Origin of the sequence: Xanthomonas sp. AM6 (genome assembly GCF_025665335.1) — a bacterium.
Taxonomy (GTDB): domain Bacteria; phylum Pseudomonadota; class Gammaproteobacteria; order Xanthomonadales; family Xanthomonadaceae; genus Xanthomonas_A.
The window spans coordinates 1,572,568-1,592,238 of the sequence record NZ_CP106869.1 but is presented as its reverse complement, the minus strand read 5'-3'; the positions used below and the strand labels follow the sequence as shown (position 1 = coordinate 1,592,238).

Sequence of the window (19,671 nt, the reverse complement as noted above, 5' to 3'; positions counted from 1 at the left end):
GTCCATGAAGCGTTCTTTCGTGCTGGCATTGGCCATCGCCGCGGTCCTGCCGTTCTCCGCCCTCGCCCACAAGGCCTGGCTGCAACCCTCGCAGACCGTGCTCGCCGGCGAGCGGCCGTGGATCACCGTCGATGCGGCGGTGTCCAACGACCTGTTCTACTTCAACCATGTGCCGCTGCGCCTGGACACCCTGGCCATCACCGCGCCCGACGGCAGCGCGGTGCAGCCGCAGAACCCGGCCACCGGCAAGTACCGCAGCGTGTTCGACCTGGAACTGGCGCAGACCGGCACCTACCGCCTGGCCCTGGTCAACGACGGCCTGTTCGCCAACTGGGACGAGAACGGCAAGCGCAAGCGCTGGCGCGGCAACGCCGCCAGCTTCGCCAGCGAAGTGCCCAAGGACGCCAAGGACCTGCAGGTATCGCAGTCGCTGGGCCGGGTGGAGACCTTCGTCACCAACGGCGCGCCCAGCCAGACCGCGCTCAAGCCCAGCGGCCGCGGCCTGGAACTGGTGCCGGTGACCCATCCCAACGACCTGTTCGCCGGCGAGAAGGCCAGCTTCAAACTGCAGATCGACGGCAAGCCGGCGCCGGGACTGACGGTGGAGATCGTGCGCGGCGGCACCCGCTACCGCAACGCGCAGGACGAACTGAAGCTCACCACCGACGCGCAGGGCGGCTTCAGCGTGACCTGGCCGGAAGCGGGCATGTACTGGCTGCAGAGCACCAGCGAGGACGCCAAGACCTCGCTGCCGCAGGCCAAGCAGCGCCGGCTCAGCTACGTGGCGACGCTGGAAGTGCTGCCGCAGTGAGCCATTGGCGTACAGCGGACGACGCCGCCCGCACCCGCCGCGCGCGGCGGTCGCTGGCGGCATGAACACGCCGTCCGCAATGCAGGCCGACGCCGACACCGAGATCGCCACGCTCGGCGGGCAGAGCATGGGCACCACCTGGAGTGCGAAGCTGGTGCTGCGCCGCCGCCGCGACCTGCATCCGCTGCACGCGGCGATCCAGGCGCAGCTGGACAAGGTGGTCGCGCAGATGAGCACCTGGGAAGCGGACTCGGACATCAGCCGCTACAACCGCGCCGCGGCCGGCAGCGTGCATGCGCTGCCGGCGGCCTTCGCCGAGGTGCTGCGGTGCGCGCTGGACGTCGCCCGGCGCAGCGACGGCGCGTTCGATCCCACCGTCGGCGCGGTGTTGGGCCTGTGGGGCTTCGGCGCCGGCGCCGGCAGCCGCCGCGTGCCCGACGCCGAGGCGCTGCGCCAGGCGCGCGCCGCCGGCGACTGGCGGCAGCTGGTAGTGGACGAGGCCGGCGGCGCCTTGCGCCAACCCGGCGGCCTGCGCCTGGATTTTTCGGCGATCGCCAAGGGCTATGGCGTGGACCTGGCCGTGCGCGCACTGTGGGCGCAGGGCGTGAGCAGCGCGCTGGTCGAGGTCGGCGGCGAACTCTACGGCTACGGCCGCAAGCCCGATGGGCAACCGTGGCGGGTGCTGGTCGAGTCGGCGCCGGACGAGGACGCGCAGGCCGCGACGCCGCCGCGGGTGCTGGCGCTGGACGGGCGTGCGGTCGCCACCTCCGGCGACCGCTGGCACCGCTTCGAACAGGACGGCCAGCGCTACAGCCACACCCTGGATCCGCGCAGCGGCAGGCCGATCGCGGCGACGCTGGCGGCGGTCAGCGTGGTCGCCGCCGACGCGATGCGCGCCGACGCCTGGGCCACCGCGCTGAGCGTGCTCGGCGCCGACGCCGGCCTGGCCTGCGCCGAGCGCGAAGGCTTGGCGGCGCGCTTCCTGCTGCGCGACGGCGAACGCGTGCAGGAGCGGCTCAGCGGCGCCTTCGCCGCCCTGCTCGACGCATGAGCCGGCCCCGCTCGCAACGCAACTGGAACCTCGCCGGGCACCTGGCGACGTTCGCGCTGCTGGGCGCGATCGGCTATGCGCTGCTGCGGCTGCATCCGCAGCCATGGTGGAGCGGCATGCCGTCGCCGCAACGCATCGTCTGCGCGGCATCGGCGACCGCCGCCTACGCCGCGGCCTGCCTGTGGCTGTGGTGGCGCGGCCGCCGCGGCGCGCGAGGCGGCGGCAGGCAGGCCGACGCGCCGCTGCTGCTGGCCTGGGCCAGCCAGACCGGCTTCGCCCAGCAGGTGGCGCTGCGCAGCGCCGCGGCATTGCGCGCGGCCGGCCAGCCGGTGCGGCTGCTGCCGTTGCACAACGTCGCCGCGGCCGACCTGGCCGGCGCCAGCCAGGCGCTGTTCGTGGTCAGCACCAGCGGCGAAGGCGACCCGCCCGACCACGCGCTGCCGTTCCTGCGCAAGACGATGGCGCAGCCGCAGGCCCTGCCGCAGCTGCGCTACGCGGTGCTGGCGCTGGGCGATCGCCGCTACGACCAGTTCTGCGCGTTCGGCCGCCGGCTCGATGCCTGGTTGCGCCGGCACGGCGCGCATCCGCTGTTCGACCGCATCGACGTGGACAACGCCGACGACGCCGCGCTGCGCCACTGGCAGCAACTGCTCGGGCAGCTCGCCGGCGGCAGCGAGCAACCCGACTGGAGCCCGCCGGCCTACCAGCGCTGGCGCCTGCAGCAGCGGCGCCTGTGCAATCCGGGCAGCGTCGGCGGCGCGGTGTTCGAACTGGCGTTGCTGCCCGCGGACGGCCCGCTTCCGGCCTGGCAGGCCGGCGACCTGGCCGAAGTCGGCCCCTGCCATGGCGCGGCCGCGGTGCAGGCCTGGCTGCAGGCCAGCGGCATGGAGGGCACGGCGACGCTGCAACGCCCCGGACAGGCACCGACGACGCTGGCCGCGCTGCTGGCGCGCAGTCACCTGCCGGATCCGGCGCAGGCCGCCGGCACCGCGCCCGCGGCGCTGGCCGCGCAGCTGCAGCCGTTGCCGCACCGCGAATACTCGATCGCGTCGCTGCCCAGCGACGGCGCGCTGCGCCTGCTGCTGCGCCGCGCGCTACGCGCCGACGGCACGCCCGGCCTGGGCAGCGGCTGGCTGTGCGACGAAGCGCCGATCGGCGCCGAGATCGCCCTGCGGCTGCGCCCGAACCCGAACTTCCATCCGCCGGCCGATCCGGCGCGGCCGCTGATCCTGATCGGCAACGGCACCGGCATCGCCGGGCTGCGCGCGCACCTGCGCGCACGCATCGACGCCGGCGCGACCCGCACCTGGCTGCTGTACGGCGAACGCCACGCCGCGCACGACGACCACTACGGCGAGGAACTGCGCGCGTGGCTGGCGCACGGCGCGCTGCAGCGGCTGGACGCGGTGTTCTCGCGCGACGCCGGCGCGCACCGCTACGTGCAGGACGCCCTGCGCGCGGCCGCGCCAGACCTGCGCGAATGGGTGGCGCAGGGCGCGGCGATCTACGTCTGCGGCAGCCTGCGCGGCATGGCCCCGGGCGTGGACGCGGTGCTCGAGGAGGTGCTGGGTCGGCTGGGCAAGGAAACCCTGCTGCTGGAAGGGCGCTATCGGCGCGACGTGTACTGAGCCGCGGCAGCGACACGCAGCGCTTGCGTGCGGCCCCGGCATTCGCACGCACCGCGCGACGCGGCAAGCAGCGTTCGCTACCGGTCGCGAGCGGTGCCACAAAATCCGGTACCGGCGACGCCGACGCGGCGCCCCGACGCAGGCGATGTGGGGACGGGGTTTGTCAGTCGGCTATCAGCTTTGCATCAACACTGAAACGCGCGATCCAAATCCCACTGCAGCTGCGGCCAATGCGGCGGCGCGATGCGAGACATCGGTTTGCGGAGACGTGCGGGCGCGTGCCTGGGGCGATCGGTGCCATGTCGGGCGCGCCCGACCACCAGCCCAGCCATGAGCGACGCGCCGCAAGCGGTAGCGGATCGACCGCAGCCGCAGCGAGACCCCGCGCGCAAACCAACGCCCCCGCCATCCGCGCCTGTCCAGCGTGCGGCACGGCGCAGGCTCAGCGAGCGGCGGGCATGCCCAGCCGGTGCGGTTCGAACAGGTAGCCCTTGCCGCGCACGGTGCGGATCCACTGCGGCACCAGCGGGTCGTCGCCCAGCTTCTGCCGCAGCCGCGACACCTGCAGGTCGATGCCGCGTCCGCCCTGGGGAACGCTGCCGTCGCCGTCGCCGATCGCCGCGCGCAGGTCCTCGCGGCTGAGCACGTTGCCAGGCTGCTCGAGGAACACCGCCATCAGCCGCAGTTCGCTGGGCGACAACGGGATCGCGCGGCCATCCGGCGCCACCGCCTGGTGCCGGTAGGCGTCGACCTGCCAGGCGCCGTCCTGCGCCGGCGGCGCCTGCGCGGCGCGGGTACGGCGCAGCACCGCGTTGAGCCGCGCGACCAGTTCGCGCAGGTCCAGCGGCCGGCTCAGGTAGTCGTCCGCGCCCAGGTCCAGGCCGATCACCCGGTCCACCGGCTCGGCCTGGTCGGCCATCATCACGATCGCGATGCCGCCGCGGTCGCGCAGTTGCCGGCACAGGGTCAGCCCTTCGCCGCCGCCGAGACCGGCATTGAGCAGCACCGCGTCGTAGCGATCGGCCGCCAGCTGCGCATACAGCTGCGCGCCGCTGTCGGCATCGTGCGTCTGCAAGTTGAAACGGGCCAGATAATCGCGAATCCGGTCGCGCAAGGCCGCGTCGTCGTCCACCACCAATACGTTCGCCAACCACCTGCTGTTGTCCGAGGCCACCTGTTCGTTCCGGTCCACGGCTCCGGGATAGCCGCGTTCGCGCATTGGACGCGCTCGGCGGCGACGCTGCAAGCGTCGCGCGCGCGCCGCCGGCGGCTCAGTCGGCGGGCGCCGGCAGCGGCTCGATGCGGATCGCCAGCAGCTCGCCGCCGCCGCTCAAAGCGAAGCGCTGCCTGGCGCCGGCGGCCAACCAGGCGCTGTCGCCGGCGGCCAGCGGCGGCAATCCGCAGTCCGCGTCGAACTGCGCCTGGCCTGCCAGAAGATGAACGACCCAACTGATTCCCGGCTCGGCGAAGAACAGCATCGGCCCGACCAGCGGCCGGTGCAGCAGCTGCGTGTGCAGGCGGTCGCGGCGCCACATCAGGTTGAAGTCGTGGGTGGGGCCGTCGAGCAGTTCGCCGCGCAGCAGGCGTTCGCCGGCGAAGCGCAGCCGCGCGTACAGCGGCTCCAGCAGATGCACGGCACCGTCGTCGAAGCGCAGGCGCAGCCCGGCGCCGCGCAGCAGCACCAGTTCCCGCTCGATGCCGGGAAAGCTGGAAAAGGCCGCGTCCTGCTCGATCTCGGCGATCGACAGGCGCAGCAGCCAGTCGTCGCCGTCGGGCTGCGGCAGGCGCAGGATCTCGCGGGTCCAGCCCAGTCCGTTGCGCCAGCGCTCGCGGCGGTAGTCGTTGGCGGGGATCACCCGCGAAGGAAGCGTGCACCAGTCCATCGGCGCATTCTGCCCGATCGCGGCAGGCCGGACGCAGCGGCATGACAGCGCCGCGCCGTTCCGGCTTGGGCGATGGGCCGCCGTACCGCTTGGGTCGTATCGACGCGGGACCGCGTCCAAGGCGAGAGGCCGAACGCCAACGCCATCTGCAGCCGCGGCAGCGCATGCCGCGGTTGGCGGACCGGGAATCGCGCCCGGCCTTGGCGATTTCGGGCCGACGCCAGTGGCGGGCGCGCTCTCCGCTAACCTTGCGCAACCAGCGCCGGTGGAGGCACCCCGGAACGGCGCGATCGCACCAGATGGCTGTGCGCGAAGGCACCAACCGGGAGCGCCGCCCGGCTGCGCACAAAACCGTCGCCCACAAAAAACGTCGCCCGGCTGCACGTCACTGTGCAACACCGGGCGACGATGTACGTCCTTGTCGGCTTCCTGCCTCCCCCCTGCGCGTCCTGCTCAGCGAGGTCGCGACCGCGCATCCTGCGCCAGCCGTATCTTTTCCCTTTAAATCCCTTTACTGCCGTAACTCCGTTTAGCTCTCAAATCCCTTTAACGCCTTTCCACCGGCTTGGCGGCTGCCGTCCTGGCCGCCGTCGGCGTGGTCGCCTTCGTGGCTCCCACTTCGATCCGGTCGTGGTTCCGTTCGACCGTCTTGAGTCCGATTCCCTTCACCAGCGCCAGGTCCTCGGCGCTTTTGAAGGGTCCGTGTGCCTGTCGGTAGTCGACGATCGCCTGTGCCTTGGAGGCACCCACGTTCAGCAACACCCGGTCGATTTCCGCTGCGCTAGCGGAGTTGACGTTGACCTTGTCCGCGGCGAACGCGGAACCGGTCAGCAGCAACGCCAGGACCAGAGACTTCAGGACCACGATAAAAGACTGCATGGCAACACTCCTTGTGACTTGGATGGGGACGTCACCGGCCTCTCCTGCCGGTGTCGAAAGCATCGCTCGCCACATGGGTACAGCCTATCGCCAACGCCCTTCCCAAACAGCAGGTAAACGGCGCGTCCCCGTGTAGGAAAAACCCTACACGGCGGCCGCGGCGTAGAATGGCCGCCATCTCTTTTGCGACATTCGGAGTTCCTTGATGGACAGTGCCAAGATCGACCGTTTCCTGAGCGAGAAGTGGGACGACGACATCGTCCCGCAACTGGTCGATTACATCCGCATCCCCAACAAATCGCCGATGTTCGACGCCGATTGGGTCGCGCACGGCTACATGGACGATGCGGTGCGGCTGATGGAGCGCTGGGCGCGCGCGCAGGCGATCCCCGGCCTGCAGGTCGAGGTGGTGCAGCTGGAAGGGCGCACGCCGCTGATCTACCTGGAGGTGCCGGCCACCGGCGCCGAGACCGGCGCGGACACGGTGCTGCTGTACGGGCACCTGGACAAGCAGCCGGAGATGACCGGCTGGGACGCCGACCTGGGCCCGTGGACCCCGGTGCTCAAGGGCGACCGCCTGTACGGCCGCGGCGGCGCCGACGACGGCTACGCGCTGTTCGGTTCGCTGGCCGCGATCCTGGCGCTGCAGGACCAGGGCGTCGCGCACGCGCGCTGCGTGATCCTGATCGAGGCGTGCGAGGAATCGGGCAGCTACGACCTGCCCGCCTACGTCGACCACCTGGCCGAACGCATCGGCAAGCCGTCGCTGGTGGTGTGCCTGGATTCGGGCTGCGGCAACTACGAGCAGCTGTGGTGCACCACCTCGCTGCGCGGCCTGGCCGGCGGCAACTTCAGCGTCAAGGTGCTCAGCGAAGGCGTGCATTCGGGCGACGCGTCCGGCGTGGTCCCGTCCAGCTTCCGCGTGCTGCGCGAGCTGCTGTCGCGGCTGGAGGACGAGGCCACCGGCAAGATCAAGGTCGAGGGCCTGTACGCGGAGATTCCCGAGGAGCGCCTGGCGCAGGCGCGCAAGGTGGCCGAGGTGCTGGGCGACGAGGTCTACAGCAAGTTCCCGTTCCTGCCCGGGATGCGCCCGATGCACGAGGACCTGAGCGAGCTGGTGCTCAACCGCACCTGGCGCCCGGCCCTGTCGGTGACCGGCGCCGACGGCCTGCCGCCGCTGGCCTCGGCCGGCAACGTGCTGCGCCCGCAGACCGCGGTGAAGCTGTCGCTGCGGCTGCCGCCGACGCTGGACGGCAAGCGCGCCGGCGAGCTGCTGAAGGACGTGCTGCTGCGCGATCCGCCGTACGGCGCCGACGTGTCGCTGGCGCTGGAGAAGTCGTCCTCGGGATGGAACGCGCCGGCGCAGTCGCCATGGCTGACCGAAGCGATCGAGGCCGCCTCGCAGGCGGCGTTCGGCAAGCCGGCGATGTACATGGGCGAAGGCGGCTCGATCCCGTTCATGGGCATGCTCGGCGAGAAGTTCCCCGGCGCGCAGTTCATGATCACCGGCGTGCTCGGCCCGCATTCCAATGCGCACGGCCCGAACGAGTTCCTGCACATCCCGATGGGCAAGCGGGTCACCGCCTGCGTGGCGAAGGTGATCGCCGAACACCACGCGGCCAGCGTGCGCGGCGAGACCACCGGCAGCGCCGCGGTGGCCGGCGGCGAGCAGCACGGCGCGCACGGCTGCTGCTGAGCGCGTGGCGGCCGCCGGCGACGGCGGCCGCGACCTCGCGCCGTCGCCGATCCGCGCCAGGTGCCTTGTAGCGGGAGACGAGTGCCGCGCCTGCACGGCCGCTTAAGGCCGCCGCCGGCCGCCGCGGCGTGGACGCCGCGCCGCGGCCGAATCTGGCACGATCGGCTTCACTTCCACGCTCCGGGACGCCTCCATGCACAACCTGTTCGGCAGCGACAGCTGGCTGTACGTCATCTTGGTCGGCTTCGTGGTCGGCCTGCTGGCGCGCCTGCTGGGTCCGAGCGGCGGCCGCTCCGGCTGCCTGTTCACCGTCCTGCTCGGCATCGCCGGCGCGCTGGTGGCCGGCTGGTTCGGCCACTACATGGGCTGGTACAGCCGCGGCGAACCGGCCGGCTTCCTCGGTGCGCTGCTCGGCGCCATCGCCCTGCTCGCGCTGCTGCGGCTGTTCCTCGGCAAGCGCTGAGGTCCGGCGCGCGGCTCGCCACGCCGGCGCCGCGCGTTTACGCTGTGCGGCCACTGTCCGCCACGGCGCGCCGATGAGTTCCAGTTCCGACCTTCCCGATGCCCCCGAGCCGCGCGCGGCGCAGCGCCTGGCGTGGGCGCGCGCCGCGCTGGACGACGCGCAGGCGACGCTGCAGCGCGCATCCGTCGACGCCGGCTGGCGCAGCTACTGGCGCAGCCACGGCACCGGCCGCAGCCGCGTGCTGATGGATTCGCCGCCGGGCCTGGAGGACGTGCGGCCATGGCTGCGCATGCACGCGCTGCTGCAGCACGGCGGCGTGCGCGTGCCGGCGATCCTGGCGCAGGACGTGGAGGCCGGCTTCCTGCTGCTGGAGGACCTGGGCGGGCCGACCCTGGCGCAGAGCCTGGACGCCACCTCGGCCGATGCGCATTTCGACGCCGCGCTCGGGCAACTGCTGCGGCTGCAGGCGATCGCGCCGCCGCCGGAGCTGGGTGTGTTCGGCGAGGCGCTGCTGCAGCGCGATGCCGGTTTGTTCGAAGAGTGGTTCCTGCGCCGGCACCTGGGCCTGGAACTGGACTGCGCCGACCTGGAGGCGCTGGAACTGGTGCAACGCCGGCTGATGGACAACGCGCTGGCGCAGCCGCGGGTGCTGGTGCACCGCGACTTCATGCCGCGCAACCTGATGCCGGTGGCCGACGGCCCGGCGGTGCTGGACTTCCAGGACTGCGTGCTCGGCCCGGTCGCCTACGATCCGGTCAGCCTGTTCAAGGACACCACGGTGAGCTGGCCGCTGGCGCGGGTCGACGCGTGGCTGGCGCGCTACCACGCGCGCGCGCTGCAGGCCGGGATCGCGGTACCGCCGCTGGCGCAGTTCCTGCGCGACGCCGACTGGATGGGCGTGCAGCGCCACCTGAAGAACCTGGGCATCTTCGCGCGGCTGAACTACCGCGACGGCAAGGCCTGGTACCTGGACAACGTGCCGCGCTTCATCGATTACCTCGACGAGGTGCTGCCGCGGCATCCGGCGCTGCAGCCGCTGGCGCAGTTGCTGCACACGCGGATCAAGCCGGCGCTGGCGCAACGCGCGGCCGCGGCCGCATGAAGGCGCTGATCTTCGCCGCCGGCTTCGGCGAGCGCATGCGGCCGCTGACCGAACGCACGCCCAAGCCACTGCTGGCGGTGGGCGGCACGCCGCTGATCGTCTGGCACCTACGCAAGCTCGCCGCGCTGGGCGTGCGCGAGGTGGTGGTCAATACCTCGTGGCTGGCCGAGCAGTTCCCGCAGGCGCTCGGCGACGGCAGCGCGTTCGGCCTGCGCATCGCCTATTCCTACGAGGGCGCCACGCCGCTGGAGACCGGCGGCGGCATGCTGCACGCCTTGCCGCTGCTCGGGCCGGCGCCGTTCCTGCTGGTCAACGGCGACATCTGGACCGATTTCGATTTCGCGCGGCTGGCGCCGGACCCGGCCGGGCTGGCGCAACTGGTGATGGTCGATCCGCCGGCCTACGCCGCGCACGGCGATTTCGCGCTGCACGCCGACGCCACGCTGCGCAGCGACGGCGCCGCGCTGCTGACCTACGCCGGCGTGGGCGTCTATCGCCCGGAACTGCTGGACGGCTGGCAGGCGGCGTTCGACCCGCCGATCGCGCCCCACGCCGCGCCGCCGCGCTTCGCGCTGGCGCCGATCCTGCGCGCGCACATGGCCGCCGGCCGCATCCACGGCCTGCACCATCGCGGGCGCTGGACCGACGTGGGGACGCCGCAGCGGCTGGCGGAGTTGGATGCGGAGCTGAGATTCGGGATTCGGGATTCGGGATTCGGCAACAGCTGAGTTGCAGTGGCCCGTTTGCGCTCGATGCGCGAGGCGGACGATCGAATTCGGCTTGGGAAAACCTGGCGCAAGCCACAGCAGGCGTTCCCCGGCGCGCTCAGCCTTTGCCGAATCCCGAATCCCGATTCCCCAATCCCGGCTCTCCCAACACCCGCCGCAAGAACGGCACCGTCACCCGCCGCTGCGCCGCCAGCGATTCTCGGTCCAGCCGCTCCAGCAGCGCGACCAGGCCGGCCAGGTCGCGGCCGGCGTGGGTCAGCAGCCAGTCGATCGCCGCATCCTCCAGCACCAGGCCGCGGCGTTGCGCGCGCTCGCGCAACACCGCGGCGCGGCCGGTGTCGTCCAGCGGCGACAGGGCGATGCGCGTGCACTGCGCCAGCCGCGAGCGCAGGTCGGGCAGGCTCAGCGCCAGGCCGTCGGGCATCGCCTGCGCGGTGTACAGCAGGGTCACCCCGGCGCTGCGCGCGCGGTTGTGGAAATCGAACAGCGCCACTTCGTCCTCGCGCTGCCCGGCGATCGCCTCCAGCCCGTCCAGCGCGACCAAGTCGCGCCCTTCCAGCGCTTCCAGCGCATCGCGCAGGCGTCCGGCGGCGGCCTGCAGCGGCAGGTAGGCGGCGCTGCGCCCGGCCTGCTCGGCCGCCGCGCACAGCGCCAGCGCCAGGTGGGTCTTGCCGGTGCCGGCCGGGCCGGACAGGTAGATCCAGTCGACGTCGCGGCCGTCGGCGACGGCCTGCAGCTGCGCCAGCAAGCCCGCCGGCGCGCCGACATAGCGGTCCAGGCGCTGCTCCGGCGGAGAGCGCAACGCCAGCGGCAGCTGCGGCACGCTCACGGCTGCTCGGGGCCTCGCGGCGGCAGTTCGATCACCGACGGCCGTTCGGCGCCGCTCTCCAGCAGGATCGTCGGCTTGTCCCCGGCATACAGTTCGCTCTGCCGGTACTGCTCGTGCAGGTAGTGCAGCAGCACGTTGGCCACCGCCGCCACCGGCAGCGCCAGCAGCATGCCGAGGAAGCCGAACAGCTGGCCGCCGGCCATCACCGCGAAGATCACCGCCACCGGGTGCAGGCCGATCTTGTCGCCGACGATGCGCGGGGTCAGCACGTAGCTCTCCAGCAGCTGGCCGACGGTGAACACCACGCCGACCAGGATCAGCAGCTGCAGGTCGAAGCCCTTGGCCTGCACCAGCGCCGCCAGGATCGCCAGCAGGATGCCGGTGGTCGCGCCCAGGTACGGGATGAAGCTGATCAGGCCGGCGATGATGCCGATCAGCAGGCCCAGGTTGAGCCCGATCAGGCTCAGCCCGCCGGCGTAGATCACGCCCAGCGCCAGCATCACCAGGAACTGGCCGCGGATGAACGCGCCCAGCACGTCGTTGGACTGCCGCGCCAGGCGGCCGACGGTGGCCACGTGGTTGCGCGGGATGGTCGCGGCCACGCGCTCGACCAGGATGTCCCAATCGCGCAGGAAGTAGAAGGTCAGGATCGGCAGCAGCACCAGGTTCACCACCCAGGTCACCATCGCGAAGCCCGAGCGCGACAGGTAGCCGAAGAAGGTCGCGGCGACGCCGCCGGCCTGCTGCCAGTGGCCGCGGATCCATTCGATCAGCCGCTCCGGGTCCAGCCAGGCCATCAGCTGCAGCCCGGTCTTCTGCTCGGCCCACGGGATCGCGGTGCCGGTGAACCAGTCGCGCGCCTGCGGCAGCACCTCGATGAAGGTGACGATCTGCCGTTCCAGCATCGGCACCAGGATCAGCAGCGCCAGCACCAACAACAGCAGCATCAGCACGAACACCAGCGTCACCGCCATGTTGCGCGAACGGCCGGCGCGCTCCAGGCGGTCGACCAGCGGGTCGCCGAGCCAGCCCAGCAGCAGCGCCAGCACGAACGGGGTCAGGATCGGCGCCAGCAGCGCCACCACCCACAGCGCGCCCAGGATCACCGCGGTCCATTTCAGGCGGCGCAGGAACAGCGCGATTTCCGCTTCCGGGGACAGCGTCATTTGAGCCGGTACTCCGTGCGCTCGGTGTTGAGGATGATCGGGCCGCCCTCGGTCGGCGCGGTCACCGGCTGCAGCGGGCTGTCGGCGCCGAGCATGCGGTTGAGCCCGGACACGCCGCTGAGCAGGTCCAGGTCCAGCTCCAGGCGGTCGCCGCTGGCCTGGACCGGCACGATGCGCCGCACCACCGAGGTGTTCTGCAGCACCGCCGATACGCGCAGGTAGTCGTCGGCGCTGCGGATGCCGGTGATCAGCACCCGGTAGACGCCGGCCGGGCCGGCGCTGGCCGCCTTGGCGTAGCGCTTGACCAGTGCATCGGCGGCGCCGTCGGCGCCGGCGGCCATGGCCCGGCGCGCGTCGGCGTCGCTGACCGACCAGCTGGACAGGGTCTTGCCGCCGTCGACGAACACCCAGTCGGCGGTCCAGCCGCCGGACTTGCCACGGTACAGCTTGCCGATCAGCTGCATCGGCGGGCTGTAGCGGGACGAGGCGTTGGCCACCGCGGCGGTGTCCTGGCGCCAGATCGCGCCGACCAGGGCCTGCTCGGCAGCGCTGCCGGTGGGCAGGCCGAGCCGGTAGCCGCGCTCGATCGCGCGGTCCAGCAGGCTGCGCGCGGCATTGGACTGCTGCACGCCGACCAGGCGCGGGCCGCTGCCGTCGTCGATCGCCAGCCACAGCACCGGCTTGGGCCGCGGCTGCGGCCACAGCGGCAGGCCCAGCGCCGCGGCCAGGCCGTCGACGTCGCTCTGCCGGAAGCGCGCGACCAGGACGGTGCGGAAGGTCGGCGCGCCGCTCGGCGAGGTGCCCTGGTCCTGGCGGTAGTCGTAGCTGTCGACGAAGTTCTTGGCGTTGCGCAGCGCCTGCGGCACCCCCGGGCGCGCCATCACCGCGCGGTCGCCGGAGATCTTGCCCAGCACCGCGGCCAGCGCGCGCGCCAGGGCGCCGTTGCGGTCGCCCTCGCCCTGGCTGTTGACCGGCACCTCGGCGTCGTAGGGACCTTGCGCACCGGCAACGTCGCCTTCGGTGCGCAATCCGGCCTGGGCCAGGGCGGCCGCAGCGGGGAGGCACAACGCGAAAGACAGGAGTAAGGCAAGGCTGCGGCGCATCGAAGGTTCCATTGCTCGGCGTATCCGAGGCGAATTGTTGCCCGAATGCGGCCGTAGCGCCAACGTGGCCTGTTAAAATCGCCGTCTTTCCGCCGACGCCGCCGCCCGTGACCACTTCCCAGCCCCCCGCCGCCGCCCCGTTGACCTACCGCGACGCCGGCGTCGACATCGATGCCGGCAATGCCGTGGTCGAACGCATCAAACCCCTGGTCAAGCGCAGTTTCCGCCCCGAGGTGATGGGCGGGCTGGGCGGGTTCGGCGCGCTGTTCGACCTGTCCGGCAAGTACCGCGAACCGGTGCTGGTGTCCGGCACCGACGGCGTCGGCACCAAGCTGAAGCTGGCGCAACAGCTGGGCCGGCACGACAGCATCGGCATCGACCTGGTCGGCATGTGCGTCAACGACGTGCTGGTGCAGGGCGCCGAACCGCTGTTCTTCCTGGACTATTTCGCCACCGGCAAGCTCGACGTGGAGACCACGGTGGCGGTGGTCGGCGGCATCGCCCGCGGCTGCGAACTGGCCGGCTGCGCGCTGATCGGCGGCGAGACCGCGGAAATGCCCGACATGTACCCGCCGGGCGAGTACGACCTGGCCGGCTTCACCGTCGGCGCGGTGGAGAAGTCGCAGCTGCTGGACGGCGCCAAGGTGCGCCAGGGCGACGTGCTGATCGGCATCGCCTCCTCCGGCCCGCACTCCAACGGCTACTCGCTGATCCGCCGCATCTACGACCGCGCCGGGCGCCCGGCCGACCTGCAGGTCGGCGGCGGCAGCCTGGCCGACGCGCTGATGGCGCCGACCGCGCTGTACGTCAAGCCGATCCTGTCGCTGCTGCGCGGCGCACATGCCGACGGCATCCACGCGATGGCGCACATCACCGGCGGCGGCCTGACCGAGAACATCATCCGCGTGATCCCCGACGGCCTGGGCCTGGACATCCGCGCCAGCGCCTGGACCCTGCCGCCGGTGTTCGAGTGGCTGCAGCGCGAAGGCGCGGTCGCCGACAGCGAGATGTGGCGCACCTTCAACTGCGGCATCGGCTTCGTGCTGGTGGCCGCGCCCGACCAGGTCGCCGCGCTGGAGCGCAGCCTGGACACGCTGGGCCTGGCGCATTGGCAGATCGGCGCGGTGGTGGCGGCCGGCGCCGGCGAACGCGTGCACATCGGCTGAGCCGCATGGCGGCGGCCAAGCGCGCCTGGCTGGCGCTGACCCTGGCGGTGTTCGCCGCCAGCTGGGTGCACCCGCTGTGGCCGGCCGAACAGGCCATGCACAGCTCGCTGGCGGTGCTGGGCCTCGCCTGGCTGGTCTGGCACGACCGCCGCTGGCCGCTGCGCAACGCGCACTTCGCCGCGATCTGCGCGTTCATCAACGTGCACAACGTCGCCGCGCACTGGCTGTATTCCAACGTGCCCTACGACCAGTGGCTGCGCGCGCTGACCGGCGGCTGGTCGCCGAACGCCGCGTTCGGCTGGCAGCGCAACCACACCGACCGCCTGATCCACCTGCTGTTCGGGCTGTGCTTCGCGCCGGCGCTGCGCGACTACGCCCGGCAGCGCTGGCCTGCGCTGTCGGCGCGGCAGGCGTTCGTGCTGGCGACGATGGCGATCATGTGCGCCAGCCTGCTCTACGAATGGCTGGAGTGGCTGATCGCGTTGCTGCTGTCGCCCGAGCAGGCCGAGTCCTACAACGGCCAGCAGGGCGACCCGTGGGATGCGCACATGGACATGCTGCTGGCCACCCTGGGCTGCGCCAGCGCGTGGCCGTGGCGGCGCGCCGGGCGCCTGCCCCCTTCCCCGCACTAGAAGACCGACGATGGCACTGCCCCCACCCCTTCCCGTTGCGGACATCGCCCACGCCGACACCCTGCGTGCCGAGTCCGAGCTGAGCACCCTGGCGACGCTGTACGCCGTGATGGCCGGGCTGCAGTGCCTGATGCTGCTCCTGGTCGGCGGCTTCCTGGCCTTCGGCGTGCATCGCGAGGCCGAGCTCAACGCGCTCGGCCAGAGCCCCGACCAGGCCCAGGGCGGCGTGTTCGCGATCGTGCTGCTGTCGATGCTGCTGGCGTTCGGGCTGGTCTCGCTGATCCTGAAGGTGCTGACCGCGCGTGCGCTGCGCCAGCGCCGCCGGCTGCTGCTGTGCAACGCCACCGCCATGGTGACCTGCCTGGGTTTCCCGCTGGGCACGGCACTGGGCGTCTGGACCCTGCTGGTGCTGCAGCGCCCGGCCGCCATCGCCCTGTTCCGGAAGGCGTAGCCGATGACGATCCGTCTTGCGGTGCTGGTCTCCGGCCGCGGCTCCAACCTGCAGGCGCTGCTCGACGCGATCGCCGCCGGTACGCTGGACGCGCAGGTGGTCGGCGTGTTCAGCGACCGCGCGCAGGCGCCGGCGCTGGCCAAGGTGGCGCCGGCGCAGCGCTGGTCGGCCGCGCCGGGCGGATTTCCCGACCGCGCCGCGTTCGACCGGGCGCTGGGCGACGCGGTGGCCGCGGTGCAGCCGGACTGGATCGTCTGCGCCGGCTACATGCGCATCCTCGGCGACGGCTTCGTGCAGCGCTTCGCCGGCCGCCTGCTCAATATCCACCCCTCGCTGCTGCCCAAGTACCGCGGCCTGCACACGCATGCGCAGGCGATCGCGGCCGGCGACGCCGAACACGGCGCCAGCGTGCATTTCGTGGTGCCGGCGCTGGACGCCGGCGCGGTGATCGCGCAGGTGCGGGTGCCGGTGCAGGCCGGCGACTGCCCGCAGGACCTGGCGCTGCGCCTGCTGCCGCGCGAGCACCAGTTGCTGTGCGCGGTGCTGCAGCTGGCCGCGGCCGGGCGTCTGGCTGAACGGGACGACAGGGTCTGGCTGGACGGTCAGTGCCGGTTTAGTCCGCTGCGCCTAGATTGCCAAGGCATGCTGATTCCCTGAATGCGCCGCGTCCCCTTCCCGCTGCGGCGCCTTCGCGCCCCATCCCCTTCCTCGCAGCCGATCCCATGAAGCCCCTTTCGCGTCAGTTCGCTGTTCTCGCCGTGGCCAGCCTCGGCCTGCTGGCGCCGACCGTCGGCGTGCTGGCGCAGGCGCCCGCGCCGGCGCCCGCCCCTCCGACGACGGCTGCGGCGCCCGCGCCCGCCCCGGCCGCACCGGCCCTGCAGGCCGAAGCCTGGACGCCGCCGCCGCTGCAGCCGTTCGTGGCCACCTACCAGGCCCTGTACAAGGGCAAGGAAGCGGGCGATGCACGCATGCAGGTCAGCCACAGCGGCGGCGACGAATGGCGCGTGGACCTGGGCGTGCAGGGCCGCAGCGGCTTCGCCAGCATCCTCGGCCTGAACATCGAGCAGAGCACGGTGTTCCGCACCCAGGACGGGCGCTACGTGCCGCAGAGCCAGAGCACGGTGAAGAAGGCCGTGTTCTTCGGCAAGAAGGTCACCGGCGTCTACGACTGGGCGCAGGGCGTGGCGCGCTGGGACGGCGACCTGAAGAAGGACCGCCAGCAGCCGATTCCGCTGCAGCCCGGCGACCAGAGCGCGCTGCTGATCAACCTGTCGATCATGCGCGACGCGCAGCCGGGCAAGACCATGAGCTACCGCTTCGTCGACGTCGGCCGGGTCCGCGAGCACGTCTACCACGCCGCCGAGCAGACCGAGACGGTGCAGGTCGGCGATATCAGCTACGACGCGCTGCGCGTCTCGCGCACCAACGGCGGCAAGAATGAGACCATCCTGTGGATCGCCAACGGTGTGCCGACGCCGGTGCGCATCCTGCAGCGCGAAGACGGCGAAGACCGCATCGACCTGCGCCTGACCGAATACCAAGGAGTCTGACCATGACACGCATCGCCCGCCCCCTGTCCGCCCTCGCCGCCGCCCTGCTGGTCATGGCCAGCCTGCCGGCGCTGGCGCTGGAGCCGTTCAAGGCGGACTACCAGGCCAGCTACATGGGCATGCAGGCCAACGGCCTGATGACCCTGGCCAGCGAAGGCAGCAACCGCTGGCGCTACAGCCTGTCGATCAAGAACCAGGTCGCCGACCTGAGCCAGAGCACGGTGTTCGAGGAAAAGGGCGGCCAGTTGCGCCCGCTCAGCAGCGACGACCGCTCGCTGTTCCTGATCAAGAAGAAGGCGGTGACCGCCAACTACGATTGGAGCAAGGCGCAGGCGACCTGGTCCGGCGACGTCAAGGCCGACCGCCGCGGCCCGATCAAGCTGCAGCCCGGCGACATGGACGCGCTGCTGATCAACCTGGCGATCGCGCGCGACGTCAACGCCGGCAAGACCCCCAGCTACCGCATGGTCGACGAGGGCCGCGCCAAGCCGATGTCCTACAAGGTGGCCGGCAAGGAAGCGATCACCGTCAACGGCAAGACCGAGCAGGCGACCAAGGTCAGCCGCAGCGACGGCTCCAAGGAGATCATCGCCTGGATCGTGCCGGACATGCCGGTGCCGGTGCGCATCCTGCAGCGCGAGAACGGCCAGGACGCGCTGGACCTGACCATCAAGTCGCTGCGCTGATCGCGGCATCGCGCAGCGGCCGCGCTGCGCGATGCGCCATCGAAAAAGGGCGGACCGGCCGGTCCGCCCTTTTTGCTGCCCGCTCGCCAGCGGCATGCGTTGCTGCCGCCATTCCCGGCAGCGCGTGGCCAGGGCCAGGCGTCCCGCGCGCAGCGAGCGCCCACCTCCCTGCCAGCGCAGTCCGCAGCGAGCGCGCCAGGCTATTTCTTCGCGTCGGCAGCCGGTTTCTTGGCCTCGGCGGCCGGCGCGAACGTGGTGCGGCAATCCACCCGGATCTGCGCGCCGCTGTTGCGCCAGTAGAAGGTGCTGCACTGGCGCGGGCCGTCCTGGGTGCGGGTCACGCCGACCGCGTAGAACGCCTGCGCGATCTCGGCGCGGCTGACCTGGCCGTCGCCGTTCCAGTCCATGTCGCGCTGTTCGATGCCCTGGGTGATGGCGATGCCGGCGTACCAGGCGTAGCCGACCCAGGCCAGCACCAGGACCACCACCGCCAGCAGCACTTTGCGCCGGCGGCTGAAGCGGCCGCTGAGGATCATGCGATGCGCCGGATCGACGCGCCCAGCGCCCCCAGCTTCTCCTCGATGTTCTCGTACCCCCGGTCCAGGTGGTAGATGCGGTCGATGGTGGTGTCGCCGGCGGCGACCAGCCCGGCCAGGATCAGCGAGGCCGAGGCGCGCAGGTCGGTGGCCATCACCGGCGCGCCGCTGAGCCGCTCGCTGCCGCGCACGATCGCGGTGTGGCCCTCGACCTGGATGTCCGCGCCCAGGCGCAGCAGTTCGTTGACGTGCATGAAGCGGTTCTCGAAGATCGTCTCGTTGATCACGCCCACGCCGTCGGCCACGCAGTTGAGCGCCATGAACTGCGCCTGCATGTCGGTGGGGAACGCCGGGTACGGCGCGGTGGTCAGGCTGACCGCGCGCGGGCGCTTGCCATGCATGTCCAGGCGGATCCAGTCGGCGCCGGTCTCGATCGTGGCGCCGGCCTCGGCCAGCTTGTCCAGCACCGCGTCGAGCGTGTCGGCGCGCGCGCGGCGCACGGTGACGCTGCCGCCGGTCATCGCCGCGGCGACCAGGAAGGTGCCGGTCTCGATGCGGTCCGGCAGCACCGCGTGGCGGCCGCCGGACAGGCGCTCCACGCCGTGCACCACGATGCGCGAGGTGCCGGCGCCTTCGATCCTCGCGCCGAGCGCGATCAGGCAGTCGGCCAGGTCGGTGACTTCCGGCTCCATCGCCGCGTTCTCCAGCACCGTGGTGCCGTCGGCCAGGGTCGCGGCCATCAGCACGTTCTCGGTGCCGGTGACGCTGACCATGTCGAACACGTAGCGGCCGCCCTTGAGCCGGCCGTTGCTGGTCGCCTTGATGTAGCCGTTCTCGACGCTGATCTCCGCGCCCAGCGCCTGCAGGCCCTTGATGTGCTGGTCCACCGGCCGCGAGCCGATCGCGCAGCCACCGGGCAGCGACACTTCGGCCGCGCCGAACTTGGCCAGCAGCGGGCCCAGCACCAGGATCGAGGCGCGCATGGTGCGCACCAGCTCGTACGGGGCGACGTGCTGGTCGACCTTGCGCGGATCGACGGTGATCGCGCTGCCGCGCGCCAGGGTGCCCTCGTCGATGGTGACTTCCGCGCCCAGCTCGCCGAGCAGCTTCACCGTGGTGATCACGTCGTGCAGCTGCGGCACGTTGGTGATCTCCACCGGCGCGTCGGCCAGCAGCGTGGCGCACAGGATCGGCAGCACCGCGTTCTTGGCGCCGGAAATGTTCACTTCACCGTGCAGCGCGTTGCCGCCGGTCACTACGATTTTGGCCATGGGTCTCGGGGGATTGGGAGTCGAAAAGAAGAGGAACGCA

21 protein-coding genes are annotated in these 19,671 nt (G+C 71.8%); 13 read left to right on the top strand and 8 right to left on the bottom strand.

Features of this window, described 5'->3' with window-relative positions; all coding sequences use genetic code 11:
* The first annotated feature begins 4 nt into the window (after positions 1-4).
* From OCJ37_RS06560 to OCJ37_RS06550, 3 genes are all read left to right on the top strand, one after another.
* Positions 5-811, top strand: a complete 807-nt coding sequence (locus OCJ37_RS06560; protein ID WP_263112869.1) for a DUF4198 domain-containing protein — start codon at positions 5-7, stop codon at positions 809-811.
* Positions 812-872: 61 nt separating this feature from the next.
* Positions 873-1,862, top strand: coding sequence for an FAD:protein FMN transferase (locus tag OCJ37_RS06555; protein ID WP_263112868.1), 990 nt, complete (start codon positions 873-875; stop codon positions 1,860-1,862).
* A complete protein-coding gene (locus tag OCJ37_RS06550; protein ID WP_263112867.1) occupies positions 1,859-3,490 on the top strand; it encodes a sulfite reductase subunit alpha in 1,632 nt (543 codons plus the stop codon). The genes OCJ37_RS06555 and OCJ37_RS06550 overlap by 4 nt, the downstream gene beginning before the upstream one ends.
* 442 nt (positions 3,491-3,932) lie before the next feature.
* On the opposite strand, the gene OCJ37_RS06545 is transcribed toward OCJ37_RS06550, so the two are convergent.
* The 3 genes from OCJ37_RS06545 to OCJ37_RS06535 all read right to left on the bottom strand — a co-directional run bounded on the left by OCJ37_RS06545 (position 3,933) and on the right by OCJ37_RS06535 (position 6,327).
* On the bottom strand, positions 3,933-4,664 hold the full coding sequence (locus tag OCJ37_RS06545; RefSeq protein ID WP_317633227.1) for a response regulator transcription factor: 732 nt from the start codon (positions 4,662-4,664) through the stop codon (positions 3,933-3,935).
* 97 nt (positions 4,665-4,761) lie between these two features.
* Positions 4,762-5,373 carry a HutD/Ves family protein gene (locus OCJ37_RS06540; RefSeq protein ID WP_263112865.1) on the bottom strand — a complete coding sequence of 204 codons (612 nt, stop codon included), beginning with the start codon at positions 5,371-5,373 and terminating at the stop codon, positions 4,762-4,764.
* Positions 5,374-5,919: 546 nt separating this feature from the next.
* Positions 5,920-6,327: a ComEA family DNA-binding protein gene (locus OCJ37_RS06535; protein WP_263112864.1), complete on the bottom strand. Its 408-nt coding sequence runs from the start codon at positions 6,325-6,327 to the stop codon at positions 5,920-5,922.
* A 130-nt stretch (positions 6,328-6,457) separates the two neighbouring features.
* Between OCJ37_RS06535 and OCJ37_RS06530 the strand changes: the two genes are divergently transcribed.
* From OCJ37_RS06530 to murU, 4 genes are all read left to right on the top strand, one after another.
* On the top strand, positions 6,458-7,948 hold the full coding sequence (locus OCJ37_RS06530) for a M20 family metallopeptidase (RefSeq protein ID WP_263112863.1): 1,491 nt from the start codon (positions 6,458-6,460) through the stop codon (positions 7,946-7,948).
* Between the two features lie 193 nt (positions 7,949-8,141).
* Entirely contained in the window at positions 8,142-8,411 is a 270-nt protein-coding gene (locus tag OCJ37_RS06525; RefSeq protein WP_263112862.1) for a GlsB/YeaQ/YmgE family stress response membrane protein, read from the top strand.
* Between the two features lie 73 nt (positions 8,412-8,484).
* Positions 8,485-9,513 (top strand): aminoglycoside phosphotransferase family protein, encoded by a 1,029-nt coding sequence (locus OCJ37_RS06520; RefSeq protein WP_263112861.1) that lies wholly within the window; start codon positions 8,485-8,487, stop codon positions 9,511-9,513.
* Positions 9,510-10,241 (top strand): N-acetylmuramate alpha-1-phosphate uridylyltransferase MurU, encoded by a 732-nt coding sequence (gene murU / locus OCJ37_RS06515; protein WP_263112860.1) that lies wholly within the window; start codon positions 9,510-9,512, stop codon positions 10,239-10,241. Before OCJ37_RS06520 ends, murU begins: the two co-directional genes overlap by 4 nt.
* A gap of 97 nt (positions 10,242-10,338) precedes the next feature.
* On the opposite strand, the gene hda is transcribed toward murU, so the two are convergent.
* Genes hda through OCJ37_RS06500 form a run of 3 tightly spaced genes read right to left on the bottom strand, consistent with a single transcriptional unit; the run spans position 10,339 to position 13,351 of the window.
* Positions 10,339-11,070 carry a DnaA regulatory inactivator Hda gene (gene hda, locus OCJ37_RS06510; protein WP_263112859.1) on the bottom strand — a complete coding sequence of 244 codons (732 nt, stop codon included), beginning with the start codon at positions 11,068-11,070 and terminating at the stop codon, positions 10,339-10,341.
* Positions 11,067-12,236 carry an AI-2E family transporter gene (locus tag OCJ37_RS06505; protein WP_263112858.1) on the bottom strand — a complete coding sequence of 390 codons (1,170 nt, stop codon included), beginning with the start codon at positions 12,234-12,236 and terminating at the stop codon, positions 11,067-11,069. The genes hda and OCJ37_RS06505 overlap by 4 nt, the downstream gene beginning before the upstream one ends.
* On the bottom strand, positions 12,233-13,351 hold the full coding sequence (locus OCJ37_RS06500; protein ID WP_263112857.1) for a DUF2066 domain-containing protein: 1,119 nt from the start codon (positions 13,349-13,351) through the stop codon (positions 12,233-12,235). The genes OCJ37_RS06505 and OCJ37_RS06500 overlap by 4 nt, the downstream gene beginning before the upstream one ends.
* 128 nt (positions 13,352-13,479) lie before the next feature.
* Here OCJ37_RS06500 and purM point away from each other — a divergent pair, with 128 nt between their 5' ends.
* The 6 genes from purM to OCJ37_RS06470 all read left to right on the top strand — a co-directional run bounded on the left by purM (position 13,480) and on the right by OCJ37_RS06470 (position 17,824).
* Positions 13,480-14,505: a phosphoribosylformylglycinamidine cyclo-ligase gene (gene purM, locus OCJ37_RS06495; protein WP_263113606.1), complete on the top strand. Its 1,026-nt coding sequence runs from the start codon at positions 13,480-13,482 to the stop codon at positions 14,503-14,505.
* A 5-nt stretch (positions 14,506-14,510) separates the two neighbouring features.
* A complete protein-coding gene (locus OCJ37_RS06490; protein WP_263112856.1) occupies positions 14,511-15,137 on the top strand; it encodes a DUF2238 domain-containing protein in 627 nt (208 codons plus the stop codon).
* A gap of 10 nt (positions 15,138-15,147) precedes the next feature.
* Positions 15,148-15,588: a hypothetical protein gene (locus OCJ37_RS06485; RefSeq protein WP_263112855.1), complete on the top strand. Its 441-nt coding sequence runs from the start codon at positions 15,148-15,150 to the stop codon at positions 15,586-15,588.
* Between the two features lie 3 nt (positions 15,589-15,591).
* Complete coding sequence (purN, locus tag OCJ37_RS06480) at positions 15,592-16,245, top strand: phosphoribosylglycinamide formyltransferase (protein ID WP_263112854.1); 654 nt, start codon at positions 15,592-15,594, stop codon at positions 16,243-16,245.
* 65 nt (positions 16,246-16,310) lie between these two features.
* Positions 16,311-17,138, top strand: coding sequence for a DUF3108 domain-containing protein (locus OCJ37_RS06475; RefSeq protein ID WP_263112853.1), 828 nt, complete (start codon positions 16,311-16,313; stop codon positions 17,136-17,138).
* A gap of 2 nt (positions 17,139-17,140) precedes the next feature.
* Entirely contained in the window at positions 17,141-17,824 is a 684-nt protein-coding gene (locus OCJ37_RS06470) for a DUF3108 domain-containing protein (protein WP_263112852.1), read from the top strand.
* 200 nt (positions 17,825-18,024) lie between these two features.
* Here the strand turns inward: OCJ37_RS06470 and OCJ37_RS06465 are convergent, their stop codons facing one another.
* Both OCJ37_RS06465 and murA read right to left on the bottom strand, forming a co-directional pair.
* A complete protein-coding gene (locus OCJ37_RS06465; protein WP_263112851.1) occupies positions 18,025-18,360 on the bottom strand; it encodes an EF-hand domain-containing protein in 336 nt (111 codons plus the stop codon).
* Positions 18,357-19,631, bottom strand: a complete 1,275-nt coding sequence (gene murA / locus OCJ37_RS06460) for a UDP-N-acetylglucosamine 1-carboxyvinyltransferase (protein ID WP_263112850.1) — start codon at positions 19,629-19,631, stop codon at positions 18,357-18,359. The genes OCJ37_RS06465 and murA overlap by 4 nt, the downstream gene beginning before the upstream one ends.
* Between the last annotated feature and the right edge of the window lie 40 nt (positions 19,632-19,671).